Origin of the sequence: Mycobacterium sp. (assembly GCF_046091765.1) — a bacterium.
Classification (GTDB): domain Bacteria; phylum Actinomycetota; class Actinomycetes; order Mycobacteriales; family Mycobacteriaceae; genus Mycobacterium.
Map to the genome: position 1 here is coordinate 19,474 of NZ_JBJTCF010000052.1, position 14,950 is coordinate 34,423.

The following is a 14,950-nucleotide window of genomic DNA, read 5'->3' on the forward strand; positions in this document are numbered from 1 at the left end:
CTTTCAGCCGATCCCGATCGCGCGGGCGGCGGCGTTCGCCGTTCGCGCGCCCGACACCCGGCGCAGCAGCAGCAGGCCGTCGATGATCGCGATCGACGCCAGCGCACCCTGCCGGCGCCTGGCGGGGGTGGGTGCGGCGATCCGGGGCTCGATCCAATCCACCCAGCGGTCGATGATCACCGGAGCCAGGGAGGCGTACGGTTCGCGCCGGGCGCTGGCCAGCCCGATGATCTCGAAGTACACCGCGAAGATCGGGTCCGCCGCCGGTGAAGCCAGCACCGGCCATGCCCGGCGCTGCAGTTCCTCGGCCGGCAGTGCGGTGTCGCCGAAGGCGGCGGCGAGTGTGGCTTCCATCCGCTCGCCGAGGGCGCCGATCACCGCGGCGATCATGTCGTCCTTGGTCGGGAAGTAGTAGACGATGGTGCGGTCGCTGATGCCCAGGCTCTCGCCCACCGAACCGTAGGTGAGCGCACCGATGCCGGAGGTGGCCGCCAGCCGGGTGGCCGCGGCCAGCAGGTCCTCCCGGGAGTGCTTGTAGCCCACCGCTTGATGGTAGTGGTAGCGCGGACTACAGTAAGTGTAGTGATAGCTACAAATAGCGAGGAGCAGAGATGGCCGAGCGTGGTTCCGAGCCCGCGGTGACGGGTCTGGTGGTCGGAGCGCTGGTGGCTCTCGGGTTCGCTCTGTTGATCAGCCTGCTGCCGGAGTGGCTTTTCCTGCAGACACCGTGGCGCGTCGCGGTGTACGCGCTGTGCGCGGCGGCTGCCCCTCCGACGGTGCTCTTCCTGCAGTGGATCGCACGGATGCGGGGCCTCGACCAACGTCAGGTCTTCGCCTGGGGGGTCGCGGGCGCGATGATCTTCGACGGCCTGGCGATCGGCTTCGCGCCGCACCTCTACGGCCAGACCGGCCAAGCGCTGGCATGGACGGCCTCTGCGCTGATCTTCGCCTACGCCAGCCTGCTGATCGCCGGTCAGATCATGCTGGGGCGGACAGCCTCCCCGGCCGGCCTCCAGCGGTGACGATGTCACGGAGCACCTGGATCACGTGGCTTCAGGTCGTCCTCGCCGTGCTGCTGGCTTACGCACTTGTGCTCGTGTTCGCCGGTTCTGTTGCGGGACAGTTGTTCTCCGCTCTGGGGTTCGGCCCCTCGGAGTCGATCAACAGTGCCGCGGTTCGCGATTACCTTAAGCTCCCCTTCATGGTGCTCGGGGCGGTACTGGCCGGCTGGGCGGTCACGATGATCCAGATCGTGCGGGGACCGCTGCGCGACGGATCGCCTTGGGCGCGGACGATTCTCCTTCGAGCGGTCGCGGTGTGGTTCGTCCTCGACACCGGGATGTCTCTGGTGCTGGGATTTCCGACGCACGCAGTGTTCAACCTGATCTTCGTCACCGCCCTGGGGATTCCGCTGCTGGCGCTGAGGTCGCCGTGAGCACCGCTGCACAGATCGGCGCCACGATCTCGATCGTCGCCGGCTGCCTGGGTCTCATCTGGCCCAGGAGAGTCAGCGCCGTCATCGGGCTGCACCTCCCGGGCCCGCTCGGTGTCTCGGAGTTCCGGGCGACCTACGGGGGACTGTTCCTCGGGGCCGGGCTGGCCGTGTTGCTGATCGGAACCCGGCAGGCGGCACTGGTGCTCGGCGCGGCATGGGGCGGGGCGTTCATCGCCCGCGCCGTATCACTGGTCATCGACCGGTCCCGGTCGAAGGAGAACATCGCCGGACTGGCGGTCGAGGCCTTCGTCGCGGCACTGCTCGTCCTGCCGTGAACCCCGGCGGGGCAGCGATCCGGGTGACCGATGCCGAGCGTCACGATCCGTGTCGGTCCGGGGGCCGTGGCGCGATTCCCTGTTTTTCGCCCGCACCGATGGAGCAACGCGTCCGAGAGTTACATGTAACATTAGGCCCATGGCCAACCGTGACGTGGGGAAGCGAGTCGCTGAACACCGGGTTCGGCTGCGCGATCAGGGACTGCGCCCCCTGCAAATCTGGGTCCCCGACACCCGGGCCCCCGAATTCGCCGCAGAGGCGCATCGGCAATCGGCTCTGGCAGCTGCCAGCAGCAACGCAAGTGACGACCAGGCCTTCGTAGACGCCATCTCCCAATTCAGCGACGAAGACTTACCCGACTAGTGAGACGCGGCGAACTCTGGACCGCCTCGGCCGGCCAAGGTTACGCGGGCAAGCCACGCCCGGTCCTCATCGTCCAGGATGACCGATTCGACGCCACTGACTCAATAACTTTCTGCCCGCTCACCGCTAGCGCCGTCGACATCCCACTACTGCGAATCCCATTGCAGCCCAACAAAACCAACGGACTGACTGCCCCGAGCAGCATCATGATCGATAAGATCACCACGGCCCACAGGTCCAAGTTGGGGCAACACATCGGCAAGATAACGACGACTGAGATGCTGCAGCTGGAGCGCGGGCTATTGGTTTACCTCGGCATGACGGGCTGACCATCGCACAGTTTCGGCAACACTCCACCGAAGGAAACGAGAAGCCTCGATGAGACACCTCGTCTTCACCCAACCCGGCCACCTGGAGTGGCAGCAGGCGCCCGATCCCGAACCGGGACTCGGCCAGGCCGTCGTGCGCCCACTGGCGGTGTCGCGCTGCGACCTCGACGCCGCGATGGCCGGGTTCGGCCTCTTCCCGGGCCCGTACCCGGTCGGCCATGAGATCGCCGCCGAGGTCGTCGCCGTCGGGCCCGGCGTCACCCGCGTCAAGCCCGGCCAACGGGTCGCCGTGCCCTTCCAGGTGTCGTGCGGCACGTGCGCGCCCTGCAGCGAAAGGCATTACGCCGCGTGCCAACCCAACCAGGCCCGCGCCGGGGCAGCCTTCGGGTTCGGTGAAGCCGGCGGCGGACACGGCGGCGGTGTCGCTGATCTGCTTCTGGTTCCGGCCGCCGACCACATGCTCATGCCCGCGCCGGAGGGCATCGACGTGGTCGCCCTGGCCACCATCGGAGACAACGTCGTCGACGCCTACCGCACCGTCGTCGACGGACTGCGCGAGCGCCCGGGTGCCGACGTGCTGATCATCGGCGGCGATGCACCGTCGATCAGTCTCTATGCGATCGCCTGCGCACGCGCCCTCGGTGCGGGCCGCATCCGCTACGCCGACAGTGACCCGGCCCGGCTGGCCGCGGCGTCCGACCTGGGTGCTGACGTCACCGATCTGGCCGGTGCGTTCCCGCGTCGGCTGGACCGCGCGCCGATCGTGATCGCAGGGGCACTTGCCGTCGAGGGACTGCACTGCGCGATCCGCTCCACCGAGCCCTACGGACGGCTGACGTCGGTGGTGATCCACTTCGGCGACCAGGTCGGGCTGCCGCTGCTGGAGATGTACACCCGCGGCATCACCGTCCACACCTCCCGCGCGGACTCCCGGCGCTACCTGCCCGAGGTGCTCGATCTTGTCGCCGCCGGCCGGCTGGATCCGCTGGCGGTGCCGACCACCGTCGTCGACTGGGAGCAGGCCGACCGCCGGTGGCTGGAGCCGGCGATCAAGATGGTGGTCCGGCGGACCGGCGGTTGAACCCCATTTGTGCTACGCTGTCGCACATGGAGGTGGGGGTGCGTGACCTTCGCAATCGGACCAGCCACGTCATTGACGCGGTCAGGGCCGGGGAGCGGGTAATCCTCACGGTGCACGGCGAACCTGTCGCCGATATCGTGCCGCACCGGCGTCGCGCCCGATGGCTGTCCGGAGAGCGTCTCCGCGACGAACTCGCCGAACGCTCAGCAGACCCGGGCCTGAGCGACGAACTTGAGGACCTTGCCGGCCAAACCCTCGACGACCTGTGACCGAAGTCGGTCTGCTGGACACATCGGTGTTCATCGCACGCGAGAGTGGACGCACCATCGCGAAACTGCCGCAGCGAGTCGCGATTTCCGTCGTCACGATCGGCGAACTGCAGCTCGGTGTCTTCAACGCGGCCGATCCGGTGATCAGAGCACGACGTGCCGACACCCTCGCGCTGGCGCGCGCAGCCGATCCGATCCCCATTAGTGAGGCGGTGATGGTGTCGTGGGCTCGGCTCGTTGCGGACTGCCGGGGCGCCGGTGTGCATGGGGCAGTGAAACTGACCGACGCTCTCATTGCGGCAACCGCGATCGAGCATGGACTTCCCGTCGTCACCCAGGACGCCGGCTTCGACCGGATCGCCGGTGCATGTCCCTCTCTATCTGTGATCAGGGTGTGAGCGGGTTCAGGACCGGAATGGCTGATTGCCGTAGCGGTCGAGGTGCACCACCTCACCGATTTCAGGTCGCGTGGTCGGGCCGTAGCGGCCCCTTGCCCACCCGATCGGAATGATGCAGACCGGGACGATGCTGCGGGGCAGTCCGAGAATCCGCCGCACCGAGGGCACCCACCAGATCGGCAGGGTCTGCAGCGACGCCCCGAGGCCGACGGCCCGGCAGGCCAGCAGCAGGTTCTGCACCGCCGGATAGACCGATCCGTAGAACGACGACACCGCGATCTGCGGGCGGCCCACCGGCCGGTGCTGGGCGCTGCGCCGGTAACAGGGGATGACGAACACCGGCAGTTGCTCGAAGTGTTCGGCCTGCCACTGCCCGGGCCTTATCGCGCGCAGTTCCTTCTCGTCGCCCTTGGCCTGGCGCTCGGCCATCCGGTTGAAGACCCGAAAGAGCCGGCGGTAGAGCTTGGCCAGGCGCGCCTTCTGGTCGGGGCTCTCGACCACGATGTAGTGCCAGTCCTGGCTGTTGGAACTGGTGGGTGCCTTGAGCGACAACTCGAGCAGCGGCAGCAGCACCTCGTGCGGCACCGGGTCCAGATGCAGGCGCCGCACCGCCCGCTGGGTGCGCATCGCCTCGTCCATCGGCATGCCGAGGTGGGCAAGAGCGTCGGCGGGTGTGGGAGGGACGAACGGCGTGGACTGCTCGCTCACGATCCGATCCTACGATTCGGAGGACGCGACGGTCACCCGGTGAACCTCGCCCGCCTCAGTCATCAGCCCGCACCCTCGCCCCGGCGAAACGCGCCAACGCGGCGCGCGGGACGAACCGGTACCCGGTGGCTCCCAGTTTGTTCGCCACGCCGGGGATAACGGTGGGACCGCGTCCGTTGAAGAAGGCGCGCAGGCCGAATTCGGCGACGTGGTCAGGGGTTTGGCGGCCGCTGGTCAGGAACTCCTTGCCGGCGGCATCGAAGAACCCGGTCTCGGTGGCCCCGGGACACAGCGCCACCACCCGCACACCGGTGGTGCGGGTCTCGGCCCACAGTGCCTCGGTGAATGACAGCACGAACGCCTTGGTCGCCGCGTAGACGGCCATGCCCGCCAACGGCTGGAACGCCGCCGTGGATGCCACGTTCAGCACACCGCCCCGGTCGCGCCGGAGCATCGCGGGCAGCAACCGCGCAGTCAGGTCGACCAGCGACGAGCAGTTGAGCTGGATCTCGCGGGCGAGGTTGTCGGGGTCCTCCTCGGCCACCGGGTTGTGCGACCCGAAGCCGGCGTTGTTGATCAGGATGTCCACGTCGATGCCCCGTGCGGTGAGTTCGGTGGTGAGCGCGGCTGCAGTGCCCGGTTGGGCGAGGTCGGCGGCGATCACCTCCACGCCGATGCCGGGGTTCTCGGTGCGCAGCCGCCCAGCGAGTGCGCGCATCTTGTCTTCGCTGCGCGCGGTGAGCACAAGACTGTGACCTCGCCTGCCCAGTTGCAGCGCGAACTGCTCACCGATGCCGCTGCTGGCGCCGGTCACCAAAACGGTGTGCGTGGGTTGGGTCATCAGTCGGCCTTTCTGCGGGGCGGTCGCGATCCGTCGAGCGCAGGACCGTCGGCACGATCGACGGTCGCGAACGAGCTCACCGCCGCACGCCGCAACCGCCGCAGCCGATGGGCGGGACGGCCGAGGGCGATCACCGTGGCCAGCGCCCAGTGCGGCGGGGCGCCGAGCAAGTGCTTCACTTCCGGTTCCGTACGGACCAGCATCGTGGTCATCACCCCGCCGAGGCCTTCGGCGCGCGCGGCCAGCAGGATGCTCCACACGAACGGATACACTGAGGCGCCCCCGGCGATCGGGTAGCGCTCGAAGTCACGGTCCACCGCGGCCAGCGCCGGCAGATCGGCGAACACCGCCAGCAGCACCGGGACGCGGTCGAACTCGGCGGCGAACCCCTGGTCCGCCGCAGCGGCGAGCTCGGCGGGGATGTCCGCCAGCGCGGCCGCCTCGGCGGCGGGATCGTTGCCCGGCGCCCACGGCCGCAAGCCCGCGGCGCTCATCGCCAGATAGTCACGCCACCCGGGAAGGTAGAGGTCGCGCAGCCGGGTCCGGATCGCCGCGTCCTTGATCACCACCACGTGCCACGCCTGGGCGTTGCCGCCGCTTGGTGCGAACCGGGCGGTGTCGAGGATGCGCGCGACGACGTCGTCGTCGACCGGATCGTCGGTGAACTCGCGGACCGCCCCGGTGCTGCGCAGTGTCTCGATGAGGTCCATGGTGTGATCCTGGCGCGCTCAGCTCCGCGCGGCCAGCGAATCGAGCGCGGCGACAACGGCTTCGGGTGTCTCGATCGGGGCGAGGTGCCCGCAGTCCGGCACGACCTCGATGGTGGCGCCGGGCACCAGCCGGGCCAGGGGCATCGCCGCAGCGGGCGGGTACAGCGCGTCCTGGTCGCCCATCAGGATTGTGGTCGGCACCCGAAGCTGTGGCAGCACGTCAGCCAGACCGGGGGAGCGGGTCAGCACCGTGCGCACGGTGGCAGTCGCTGCCGCGCGGTCGAAGGACCCGAACGCCGAGACGAACTCGCCCACCCGTTCCGGGTGACTCCGCTTGGTGGGGGCGGCGATCATCGACCGGGCGACGCCCTTGCCCCAGAACGCGGTCGATCCCATCGCGCGGGTGCCCAGAACCTGCATGCGGTGCCCGCCCAGGCTGGGTTCCAACGGAGTGTTCATCATGAGCACCGCGCGAGTGCGCTCCGGTGCTTGCGCGCCGGTGTGCGCGGCGACCTGACCGCCCCACGAGCAGCCGGCCACGACCGCGGTGTCGATTCCCAGTTCGTCGAGCAGATCGACCACCGCTCCGGCATAGCGGTCGGGCTGGACCTCGCCGTCGGGCGGGGTGCTCTGCCCGAAGCCGGGCCCGTCGACGCAGATGCTCCGCCACTGTCGCCGAGCAGAGGGTGGGTCGAGCAGTGTGGTGACGTGACGGTACAAACGGTGGTCGCTGAACAGCGACGGCCACAGCACCACCGGAAGGCCATCGCCCCTGCCAGGGCCGCTGTCGGCGACGGCCAGTGTCCCCACGCGGGTCGGGACGCGTGTATTGATCCCGGTCACGTCGCGGTGCGCACGGCGTGGTCGCCGATCCAATTGCCGTGGAAACCGAACGGAATCCGCTGTGGCAGCCGCACTCTGGCGACCGGACCGGCTCTGACGTCCAGGGCGTCGAGGATGACGAACTCGCTGCTGTCGGTAGTCGCGTCGTAGACGTAGCTCATGAGCCAGCCGTCGTCCTCGCTGGCAGGGTGCTCGCGCGGCACGAAGTCGGTCTCACCCGAGCCGCGCCCGGCGCCCAGAGAGTGCACCTCGACGGTGTCCTTCTCCAGGTCGTGTTTGTAGATGTCGCCGGGTGCGAAGCCCTCGTCCACCCCGACCCCGTAGCCGAACCGGTGCCGGCCGGCCGACACTGACGGGGCCACGCGGGGGAATTCGCACGTGCGGTCGTCGAGTTGCTGCTGGCGCACGCTCCGGCGTACCGGGTCGACGGTCCAGCGGTACAGGCTGGGCAGGCAGTCCCCGGCCGGGCCGAGGATGTCGCGGGCGAACATCGTGTCGTAGCGGCAGATGTCGATGACGACGGTGCCGTCCTCGGCGTCGTAGGCGTTCATCGGGTGGTAGGCGTAGCAGGGATCCAGTGCGCACCAGATGATGTCAGCGGCGTCGCTGCTGGTGCGCGGCAGCAGGCCGACCCGCGGGGTGTAGTCCGGGTTCCAGCGGAACGGGAACCGGCCGGCGGTGACGAGGCCGAAGTCGACGGTCACCGGCAGGTCATAGACCACCGCGTAGCTTCGGGTGAGCGACATGTCGTGCACCATCACCATTGCGGGCAGCGGGATGTCGACGGTCTTGGACACCCGCCCGTCGGCGCCGACGACCACGTATTTGATGTGGTCGAACCACTGCGCCCAGGCGTGACACATCGCGTGCAGATCACCGGTGAGCGGATCGAACTTGGGGTGCGCGGTAAAGGCCCCGGGCAGGGTGCCGCCGAATGTGCCTGCCGCACCGGTGTCGAGTTCGTATCCCAACTGCACCGGCGGGCTGCCGCCCTCGACGATCGCCAGCGTCTCCCCGGCCCACGCCAGCACACTGGTGTTGGGGGAGCCCAGCGGGTCCTCGGTACCGATCGGCTCGCCCAGGGCCTCGCGCACCTCCCGGCTGCGCACGTAGCGGTTGCGGTACCACTCGGCGCGACCGCCGCGCAGCCGCACCCCGTGGACCATCCCCGACCCGGCGAACCAGTGGTGCTGCTCGGGTTTGTCGAGCTTCACCGGGTTGGGTCCGTTTCGCAGGTAGCGGCCCTCCAGTTCGGCCGGGATCTGGCCGATCACCTCCAGGTCGAAGGCCGTCACCTCGGTGTCGACCGGGGCGAAGTTGCCCTGCAGATACACATTCTGTGTTCGCATCACGCCACCTCCGAGCGAATGTTGGCATCGTGAACTTTACGCGATGTGTTCACACTGTCAACATCGAGTTTTCCGGTCGGTCCCGATCAGCCTCGCCGCCGCGACAACGCTTCGCCGGCCGGGAGGCCCTCCACAAAACTGCCGAGCACGGCTCGGCAGGCTCGCATCGTGGCGGGCGAAAATCGCTGTTCGATCCCGTTGTGCAGATCGTTCTCGATCCGCCGGACGGCCGGCAGGAGCTTTCGGGCGGCCGGGGTGAGCCGCAGGCAGCGCGCCCGGACATCGTCGGGCGAAGGCTGCGCCGTGAGCAGGCCGGCGGAGACCATTCGATTCACCAGGCGACTCGGATGGTCTCCCTCGCACACCAGCAAGTGCCCGAGGTCGCTGATCGTCAGCGGTTCCCGCTCAGCGAGCACGGTGATCGCTTCGGCCCATGCCGGTGTCAGCCCCAGGGGCTTGAGTTGGGCGGCGAAGATCCGGTTTCCCTCGCGTTGGGCCGCGAGTACCAGGTAACGGAGCTCCTCGCCGGGTCTCATCGGTCGTCAGCTTCGACCGGGCCGCCGCCCACGACACTGTCGACAAAGTCAGTGACCGTCCGCCCGTACAGATCGGGATGGGTGAAGCGGAACATATGCCCGGTGTTCGGCAGCAGCACTTCGCGGGCGTTGCGGATTCCGGCGAGCAGGTCCGCGGCGGCTTGCTCGCCGACGAGTTTGTCGTCGTCCGGGGTGATGAGCAGGGTCGGTACGTCGATCCGGTCCAGTCGGTCGCGGATGTCGAAGTTGATCACCGACGTGACCCGCGCGGTGTAACTGCGCCGCGGAGTGTTCTCGGAAAAGAGACGGCGGTAGTCGCCCTGGGCGTGGGGAATCTCGGCCGTCGCATCGAAGCGCGACGCCAGTTGCCAGGCGTGGAAGGCCAGGGTGCCCCGGTGGTAGAGCGGACCGTTGGCGAATCGCGACGCACGCGCCGCGATGCCCTTCCAGCGCGGCAGGGGATTGGCGGCGAAACCCCCGGACAACACCAGCCCGACGAGTCCCGCCGGGCGGCGGGTGGCCAGCGTGACGGCGATGACGGCGCCGAAGGAATCGCCGACCAGGACGTAGCGGTCGATGCCGGCCACCTGGTCCGCGACGTAGTCGGCGTAGTCCTCGACGCGGTCGAGATCTTCGGGCAGCCGAAGCCGCACCACCGGGCGACCGCGGAAAGGCTGGAGTTGGCGGTCATCCCAGGCCGCGCCTGAGAAGCACGGGATGGTGACGATGGTGGGCGATGCGGGCATGACGTCTCCCTGGTCGGAGCAACGCACAAGGGGAAATATATGTTATGTCATATATCGCCCACGTGGGCGTCGGGTGGGAGATCCGCCACGCCGCCGAGCACTGACGCAGCCCGCGAGCTTTACTCGGGGTGTTCACACTGTCAACATGGAGACCATGACGGCGGCCAAGAACACCTACCACCACGGGGACCTGCGCAATGCCCTGGTGCTCACCGCCGTGCGCCTGATCGAGACAGACGGACTCGACGAATTCAGCCTGCGGGCCACCGCCCGCGAGGTCGGAGTCTCGGCCAACGCCGCCTACCGGCACTTCGCCGACAAGTCCGACCTGCTGACTGCGGTCGCCCAGCACGGATTCGCCCAACTCGGCCGGCGGATGCGTCGGGCGATGAGCGCGACCCGAACCGGAAGGAACCCGGCGGAGTTGGCGGTCAACCGGTTCAAGGCCACCGGCCGGGCCTACGTCGAGTTCGCGCTGGCCCATCCCGAGCTGTTCGAGGTGATGTTCGGCAGCGGCGCGACGCACCCGCCCACGCCGAAGAACCCGGTCGATGACGACTCCGGCACCTACGCCCTGCTGGGCAGCGCACTCGACGAATTGGTCACTCACGGTGTGCTCGCCCCAACCCGCCGGCCCGGCGCGGAGTTCAAGGCGTGGGTCACCGTGCATGGGTTCGCCCGGCTGTGTCTGGACGGTGCAGCGCAACTCCAGTCCGCCGCAATGCGAAACGAAGAGCTGGAGCAACTACTCGACTTCGCCGTGACGGGGATCTGCGGAGCTCCTTAGACCGGGAAGCACCGCCGGAATGTCTGCAGGTGACGGACCGGTCCTTTGATCCGGACCTTGCCGGTGAGCGCCGCCCACACGGGGTTCTTCTCCCCGCGGGTGATCGCCAGCCAGGTGTCGGCGTCGGCGTCCACCGACAGATCGGGATCGCCGGCCCGGCCGGATTCGATCTGCAGTGTCCCGCGGTCGATGACGTAGGTGGCCTGCAGGGAACTGCTGCCGCGGAAGGCGAAGTGCACGCGCAGAGTCACGTCCTTGGCCGCTCTGGCGGCGAACACCAGAGGGGAACCGGCCACGAACGCCTCCACACTCGCCGGGGCGAGACCGTTGGTGATGTGCCGCACCTGCTTGTGCGGGAATCGGGCGCGAACGTGGGTTTCGGCGTCGCTACCGGCCACCACGTAGACCGGCTCGGTCTTCTCGGTCAGCGGTTTGACGACCTCGGCGACGTGCCGCTGGCGATCGGCGAGGTAAGTACCGATCACGTCCTCCCCGGCGGGACACACCGACATGCAATAGGCGGCTTTGTAATTGGATCCGAATGACAGGCTCTGCCAGACGCTCGCCGTTTCCGACGCGGTCACCTTCTGCTGATACTCCGAGCGGTTCGCGCTGTCGGCGACCTGACCCACCCAGTCGGCGAAACCGCCGAGGAACTCCCGGTAGTTGTGCGTCGTGCAGGCGGCGAAGTCGAAACTGCCGTCGGTCTTGACCGCACCGACCGGACAGGCCGCCACGCACAGTTTGCAGCCGAGGCACGGGTTCCAGTCGATCGGGTGGGCCTGCTGGTCGTCGGCGACGTCGGCGTCGGTGAGCACCACCCCGATGAGGATGAAGTTCCCGAATCGGGGATGGATGACATTGCGGTGGATGCCCATCTGACCGAGGCCGGCGGCGACCGCGATGGGTTTCATCGAGATGGTCCAGATCTTGCCGGGGAAGCGGTCGACCTCCATGGGGAACCCGCCGGGCGGGCACACCGCGCGGTATCCCTTCGTCTCCAATTCGCGGGTGATGCGCCGCGCCACCTCGTTGGTCTCGTCGATGCTGTGGTGGAACTCGCCGTTGGCCACTGAGCGGGCCGGTGCGCGGACGTTGCCGCGATTCATCTTGACCACGAAGGCGATCGCGGTGCGCGCTCCCGGCAGCAGTTCCTCGATGTCGGCCCGCTGGGCGGTCATATCGTCGCGATTCACCGCCACCAGCCCGACGTCGTCGGCACCCGAACGCAGGGCCAGTGACCGGAGCTCTTCGGCCCCGACGGGAACCGGCTGCGGCCGCGCGGCCCGATCCTGGTACGCCGTCAGGGTCAGTTTGGATGGAGTCGGCCTGTGCTGCGGCTGCTTAGTGCCGTCGAAGATCGGAAGTTGAGGAAGTTCGCCGGCACCGGCCTCGTCAGCGGTCATGTTTGATCCTGTGCGCAACAGCCCAGACCGGGCCGGCGGCAACCGCGGTGAAGGGGGTTGCTACCGGGAAATCATCGGCGCTGGAGCGTATTTCGACATCGCGGATGATCGTCGCCAGGGCCAGGGTCGCTTCGAGCATGGCGAAGTGGTCGCCGATGCAGGACCGCGGCCCGCCCCCGAAGGGCAGGTACTGCCACCGATCGCGGCCCGCGGAGTTCTCCGGGTTGAACCGCTCGGGGTTGAAGTCCAGTGGCCGGTCCCAGAGGGTGGGGTCGCGATGCAGGGCGCTGATCCCGACCACCAACTCCGTGCCGGCCTGCACCCGGTAACCGGCGATGTCGATGTCGCTCGTCGCGGTCCGGGTGACCACGGGTGCCGGCGGGCACAGTCGCAGCGCCTCGTGCAGCACCGCGACGGCGTAGCTCAGGCGGGGGACATCGGCCGGCGCCAACCGAGACCCGCCGAGATCCGCGGCCTCGGCGCGCACCCGCTCCTGGATGTCGCGGTGGTGCCCCAGCGCCCAGAGTGCGTACGCCAGCGTCGTCGACGTGGTGTCGTGGCCGGCGAGCATGAAGATGACCAGTTCGCAACGGATCTCGGCGTCGGAGAGTTCACGTCCGGTAGCGGGATCCCTGGCCGCGATGAGAGCCCGGACCAGGGGGGCGTCGCGCTCCGGGTCGGTCCGGCATGCTTGCAGGATCTCCCCGGCGAGTCGGTGCAGCGCGGCACTGGCCGCACGGGCGCGCCGACGGGCCGGCGTCGGCAGCCAGCGCGGCGCACGGAAGGGGTTTGCGCCGCGGTCGGCGATGTAGTTCGCCGCCGTGCGCACCGGGTCGGCCACCGCCTCGGTGCGCGACTCCAGGTCCAGCCCGAGCACCGAACGGCCGAGTGCCCCCAGTGTCACCCGGCGGGACTCGGTGTCGAGATCGATGCGCGCACCGTCGGTCCAGCGGTGTGCAACCGTCTCGGCGACCTCGGCCATGTGACCGCCGAATCGGTGGACGTGCTGCTTGGTGAAGACCGGTTGCAGCGCGCGCCGCCGCGGCAGCCAGCCGCGGTACCGCATGTCGAACAGATTCGGCCCGAGCAGGTGGCGCATCTCGTCGTGCACGCGGTTGCGCTCCATCTCCGCGGGGCTGGGGCTGAGGATGTCGCGCGCGGCACGCGGCGAGGTGGCGACGACCACCGGTGGCACCAGCCACCGCGGGCCGAGACGAAGCCGGGTCACCGGCCCGCCGGCGTCCCGCAGAGCCTCCGGACCGGAGTTGAACGCCCGGATCACCGCCAGTTGGCGGCGCAGCGGCAGGGGGTTGCGCGGCGGCGCGGGGTTCGCGTCCAGGGTCGCGGCGCTGCGCTGCATCACCCTCCCGTCGGCGTTCTTGGTCACAAGTCAAGAAGATTCTTGATGGAAAGTCAAGAAGGGCTCTAGCCTTGTGGAATGCCGCCCAACCGCCGCAACATCCCGCGCGAGGAGCGCCTCGAGGCGGTCGTCGCGGCGGCGCGGCGTCGCCTGGAGACTCGGGGGTACAAGGGCACCAGCGTGGCCGACATCGCCGGGGACGTCGGCGTCAACGCCGGCTCGATCCACTGGTACTTCCCGACCAAGGACGACCTGTTCGCTGCCGTCCTCGATCAGGTGGCCGAGGAGTCCCGGGAGTCGGCACACGCCGCCCTGGCCGCGGGCGCCAGCCCGAGGGAGGCTCTGGCCGCGGTTCTGGCGTCCGCCGAGCGGTATCGCGGGATGCATATCGACGCCCACGACCGGGTCGGTGAGAGCGTTGCCGTCGCCCGGGTGCACGAGCGGTTTCACGCCTGGCTCGACGATCTGCTGCTGGCCGTGGTGCGGCCTCATCTCCGTGCTGGCACCGACGTCGATCTCATCGCCGACACCGCGCACATCATGTTCGAGGGACTGCTGGGCAGCACCATTCCCCGCGATCGGCCGTTCGAGCAGATCGTGCAGTTCCTCGTCGAGATGCTTGTCGCGGCCGCTCCCCAGGCCGCGCGGCGCACGGGATCAGGGAGCAGGAACGTTGTGCGAGATGACCCGGCGGTAGAGATCGCTGCCGGGCAGGCCGCCGCACTCCCGCAGGATCCACCACGCGCCGCACAGGTTTGACGACAGGATCGGAGCGCGCACACCGTAGCCGGTGCGGTAGATGCTGGCGATGCTCACCAGACCGGTGCCCGACAAGAGCACGGCCGTGCCCGGTGCGGGCGTCACGCCCCGCAGGTGTCCGGAAACTTCGGCTGAAGTCGTCTCGTAGGCGCTGAACTGCTCGCCCTCACCGAGTAGATGCTCGACCTCGACGACATTGATTCCCGCACCCGACCAGTACGCCACGGTCTCATCGGTGAGCCAGTCGGGATACGGCGACATCAGGTGGATCCGGTCGATTCCCGTCGCCTCCAGAAAGTCATAGATCGCCAGGCTCGCGGTGCGAACCGGTGCGCCGAACCGCGCGGACAAGTCGGCGCACATGTCCCGGTCTCCGTCGAGGCCGAACTGGTAGTTCGGACCGGTCATCGCCACCAGCGCGCACTCGACGTCCAGTCCGACCAGACCGTCGAGTGCCTCGGCGTAGGCGGGCGTGTAGAGCCGGTTGCGTTCCTCGAGGGTGAGCCCGACGTATCGCGGCAGCCGGGCGCTGTAGATCAGAATGTCGTCTCCCACCAGGGCGTCGAACTCAGGCTCGACGGTCGGGTTCGACGGCGGCACCACCACCCCGACGCGCAGACAGTGATCAGCCAGCCAGGCCAACTCGGGATACTCGTCGTCGTCCGCGGGGTTCATCGCCCTCCTTCAGGATCGT

Annotated in this window: 20 protein-coding genes and 1 pseudogene; 10 read left to right on the top strand and 11 right to left on the bottom strand. The window is 68.7% G+C overall.

The features are described from left to right. Window positions 1-3: 3 nt before the first annotated feature. Window positions 4-543, bottom strand: coding sequence for a TetR family transcriptional regulator (locus tag ACKOB8_RS04860; RefSeq protein WP_526376088.1), 540 nt, complete (start codon window positions 541-543; stop codon window positions 4-6). A 68-nt stretch (window positions 544-611) separates the two neighbouring features. Between ACKOB8_RS04860 and ACKOB8_RS04865 the strand changes: the two genes are divergently transcribed. From ACKOB8_RS04865 to ACKOB8_RS04900, 8 genes and pseudogenes are all read left to right on the top strand, one after another. Then, window positions 612-1,022 (top strand): hypothetical protein, encoded by a 411-nt coding sequence (locus tag ACKOB8_RS04865; RefSeq protein ID WP_526376089.1) that lies wholly within the window; start codon window positions 612-614, stop codon window positions 1,020-1,022. Next, window positions 1,019-1,435: a hypothetical protein gene (locus tag ACKOB8_RS04870; protein WP_526376090.1), complete on the top strand. Its 417-nt coding sequence runs from the start codon at window positions 1,019-1,021 to the stop codon at window positions 1,433-1,435. The genes ACKOB8_RS04865 and ACKOB8_RS04870 overlap by 4 nt, the downstream gene beginning before the upstream one ends. Continuing rightward, the gene (locus ACKOB8_RS04875) at window positions 1,432-1,770 is read left to right on the top strand and encodes a DUF4345 family protein (protein ID WP_526376091.1); all 339 of its coding nucleotides are present in this window, start codon (window positions 1,432-1,434) and stop codon (window positions 1,768-1,770) included. The genes ACKOB8_RS04870 and ACKOB8_RS04875 overlap by 4 nt, the downstream gene beginning before the upstream one ends. A gap of 139 nt (window positions 1,771-1,909) precedes the next feature. Further along, window positions 1,910-2,134: an antitoxin MazE-like protein gene (locus tag ACKOB8_RS04880; protein WP_526376092.1), complete on the top strand. Its 225-nt coding sequence runs from the start codon at window positions 1,910-1,912 to the stop codon at window positions 2,132-2,134. Next, a complete protein-coding gene (locus ACKOB8_RS04885; protein WP_526376093.1) occupies window positions 2,134-2,463 on the top strand; it encodes a type II toxin-antitoxin system PemK/MazF family toxin in 330 nt (109 codons plus the stop codon). Before ACKOB8_RS04880 ends, ACKOB8_RS04885 begins: the two co-directional genes overlap by 1 nt. Window positions 2,464-2,512: 49 nt before the next feature. Next, window positions 2,513-3,544 (top strand): zinc-dependent alcohol dehydrogenase, encoded by a 1,032-nt coding sequence (locus tag ACKOB8_RS04890; protein WP_526376094.1) that lies wholly within the window; start codon window positions 2,513-2,515, stop codon window positions 3,542-3,544. Between the two features lie 26 nt (window positions 3,545-3,570). Next, window positions 3,571-3,813: a type II toxin-antitoxin system Phd/YefM family antitoxin gene (locus tag ACKOB8_RS04895; protein WP_526376095.1), complete on the top strand. Its 243-nt coding sequence runs from the start codon at window positions 3,571-3,573 to the stop codon at window positions 3,811-3,813. Further along, window positions 3,810-4,121: pseudogene (locus ACKOB8_RS04900) on the top strand (PIN domain-containing protein); the annotation flags it as partial. The gene ACKOB8_RS04895 and the pseudogene ACKOB8_RS04900, both read left to right, overlap by 4 nt. A 96-nt stretch (window positions 4,122-4,217) precedes the next feature. Here the strand turns inward: ACKOB8_RS04900 and ACKOB8_RS04905 are convergent. The 7 genes from ACKOB8_RS04905 to ACKOB8_RS04935 form a co-directional block, all read right to left on the bottom strand. Continuing rightward, complete coding sequence (locus tag ACKOB8_RS04905; RefSeq protein WP_526376096.1) at window positions 4,218-4,919, bottom strand: nitroreductase family protein; 702 nt, start codon at window positions 4,917-4,919, stop codon at window positions 4,218-4,220. A 55-nt stretch (window positions 4,920-4,974) separates the two neighbouring features. After that, on the bottom strand, window positions 4,975-5,760 hold the full coding sequence (locus ACKOB8_RS04910; protein ID WP_526376097.1) for an SDR family NAD(P)-dependent oxidoreductase: 786 nt from the start codon (window positions 5,758-5,760) through the stop codon (window positions 4,975-4,977). Beyond that, complete coding sequence (locus tag ACKOB8_RS04915) at window positions 5,760-6,470, bottom strand: nitroreductase family protein (protein ID WP_526376098.1); 711 nt, start codon at window positions 6,468-6,470, stop codon at window positions 5,760-5,762. The genes ACKOB8_RS04910 and ACKOB8_RS04915 overlap by 1 nt, the downstream gene beginning before the upstream one ends. A gap of 18 nt (window positions 6,471-6,488) precedes the next feature. Then, the gene (locus ACKOB8_RS04920; protein ID WP_526376099.1) at window positions 6,489-7,223 is read right to left on the bottom strand and encodes an alpha/beta fold hydrolase; all 735 of its coding nucleotides are present in this window, start codon (window positions 7,221-7,223) and stop codon (window positions 6,489-6,491) included. A gap of 86 nt (window positions 7,224-7,309) precedes the next feature. Then, on the bottom strand, window positions 7,310-8,662 hold the full coding sequence (locus ACKOB8_RS04925) for a carotenoid oxygenase family protein (RefSeq protein ID WP_526376100.1): 1,353 nt from the start codon (window positions 8,660-8,662) through the stop codon (window positions 7,310-7,312). Window positions 8,663-8,748: 86 nt separating this feature from the next. Then, a complete protein-coding gene (locus ACKOB8_RS04930) occupies window positions 8,749-9,198 on the bottom strand; it encodes a MarR family winged helix-turn-helix transcriptional regulator (RefSeq protein WP_526376101.1) in 450 nt (149 codons plus the stop codon). After that, window positions 9,195-9,944 carry an alpha/beta fold hydrolase gene (locus ACKOB8_RS04935; protein WP_526376102.1) on the bottom strand — a complete coding sequence of 250 codons (750 nt, stop codon included), beginning with the start codon at window positions 9,942-9,944 and terminating at the stop codon, window positions 9,195-9,197. The genes ACKOB8_RS04930 and ACKOB8_RS04935 overlap by 4 nt, the downstream gene beginning before the upstream one ends. Window positions 9,945-10,089: 145 nt before the next feature. Between ACKOB8_RS04935 and ACKOB8_RS04940 the strand changes: the two genes are divergently transcribed. After that, the gene (locus tag ACKOB8_RS04940; protein WP_526376103.1) at window positions 10,090-10,731 is read left to right on the top strand and encodes a TetR/AcrR family transcriptional regulator; all 642 of its coding nucleotides are present in this window, start codon (window positions 10,090-10,092) and stop codon (window positions 10,729-10,731) included. On the opposite strand, the gene ACKOB8_RS04945 is transcribed toward ACKOB8_RS04940, so the two are convergent. Next, the gene (locus ACKOB8_RS04945; RefSeq protein ID WP_526376104.1) at window positions 10,728-12,137 is read right to left on the bottom strand and encodes an SCP2 sterol-binding domain-containing protein; all 1,410 of its coding nucleotides are present in this window, start codon (window positions 12,135-12,137) and stop codon (window positions 10,728-10,730) included. The genes ACKOB8_RS04940 and ACKOB8_RS04945 overlap by 4 nt on opposite strands. After that, window positions 12,127-13,497 carry a cytochrome P450 gene (locus tag ACKOB8_RS04950; protein ID WP_526376154.1) on the bottom strand — a complete coding sequence of 457 codons (1,371 nt, stop codon included), beginning with the start codon at window positions 13,495-13,497 and terminating at the stop codon, window positions 12,127-12,129. Before ACKOB8_RS04950 ends, ACKOB8_RS04945 begins: the two co-directional genes overlap by 11 nt. 78 nt (window positions 13,498-13,575) lie before the next feature. Between ACKOB8_RS04950 and ACKOB8_RS04955 the strand changes: the two genes are divergently transcribed. Beyond that, the gene (locus tag ACKOB8_RS04955; RefSeq protein WP_526376105.1) at window positions 13,576-14,256 is read left to right on the top strand and encodes a TetR/AcrR family transcriptional regulator; all 681 of its coding nucleotides are present in this window, start codon (window positions 13,576-13,578) and stop codon (window positions 14,254-14,256) included. On the opposite strand, the gene ACKOB8_RS04960 is transcribed toward ACKOB8_RS04955, so the two are convergent. Continuing rightward, on the bottom strand, window positions 14,155-14,931 hold the full coding sequence (locus ACKOB8_RS04960; protein WP_526376106.1) for a maleate cis-trans isomerase family protein: 777 nt from the start codon (window positions 14,929-14,931) through the stop codon (window positions 14,155-14,157). The two genes, ACKOB8_RS04955 and ACKOB8_RS04960, sit on opposite strands and share 102 nt — an antisense overlap. Window positions 14,932-14,950: the final 19 nt, after the last annotated feature.

Coding starts and splice junctions, on each gene's coding strand:
- ACKOB8_RS04880 (WP_526376092.1), top strand. CDS start 1,910: ATGGCCAACCGTGACGTGGGGAAGCGAGTCGCTGAACACCGGGTTCGG.
- ACKOB8_RS04955 (WP_526376105.1), top strand. CDS start 13,576: ATGCCGCCCAACCGCCGCAACATCCCGCGCGAGGAGCGCCTCGAGGCG.
- ACKOB8_RS04925 (WP_526376100.1), bottom strand. CDS start 8,662: ATGCGAACACAGAATGTGTATCTGCAGGGCAACTTCGCCCCGGTCGAC.
- ACKOB8_RS04940 (WP_526376103.1), top strand. CDS start 10,090: ATGGAGACCATGACGGCGGCCAAGAACACCTACCACCACGGGGACCTG.
- ACKOB8_RS04915 (WP_526376098.1), bottom strand. CDS start 6,470: ATGGACCTCATCGAGACACTGCGCAGCACCGGGGCGGTCCGCGAGTTC.
- ACKOB8_RS04930 (WP_526376101.1), bottom strand. CDS start 9,198: ATGAGACCCGGCGAGGAGCTCCGTTACCTGGTACTCGCGGCCCAACGC.
- ACKOB8_RS04910 (WP_526376097.1), bottom strand. CDS start 5,760: ATGACCCAACCCACGCACACCGTTTTGGTGACCGGCGCCAGCAGCGGC.
- ACKOB8_RS04935 (WP_526376102.1), bottom strand. CDS start 9,944: ATGCCCGCATCGCCCACCATCGTCACCATCCCGTGCTTCTCAGGCGCG.
- ACKOB8_RS04895 (WP_526376095.1), top strand. CDS start 3,571: ATGGAGGTGGGGGTGCGTGACCTTCGCAATCGGACCAGCCACGTCATT.
- ACKOB8_RS04865 (WP_526376089.1), top strand. CDS start 612: ATGGCCGAGCGTGGTTCCGAGCCCGCGGTGACGGGTCTGGTGGTCGGA.
- ACKOB8_RS04950 (WP_526376154.1), bottom strand. CDS start 13,497: ATGCAGCGCAGCGCCGCGACCCTGGACGCGAACCCCGCGCCGCCGCGC.
- ACKOB8_RS04945 (WP_526376104.1), bottom strand. CDS start 12,137: ATGACCGCTGACGAGGCCGGTGCCGGCGAACTTCCTCAACTTCCGATC.
- ACKOB8_RS04890 (WP_526376094.1), top strand. CDS start 2,513: ATGAGACACCTCGTCTTCACCCAACCCGGCCACCTGGAGTGGCAGCAG.
- ACKOB8_RS04960 (WP_526376106.1), bottom strand. CDS start 14,931: ATGAACCCCGCGGACGACGACGAGTATCCCGAGTTGGCCTGGCTGGCT.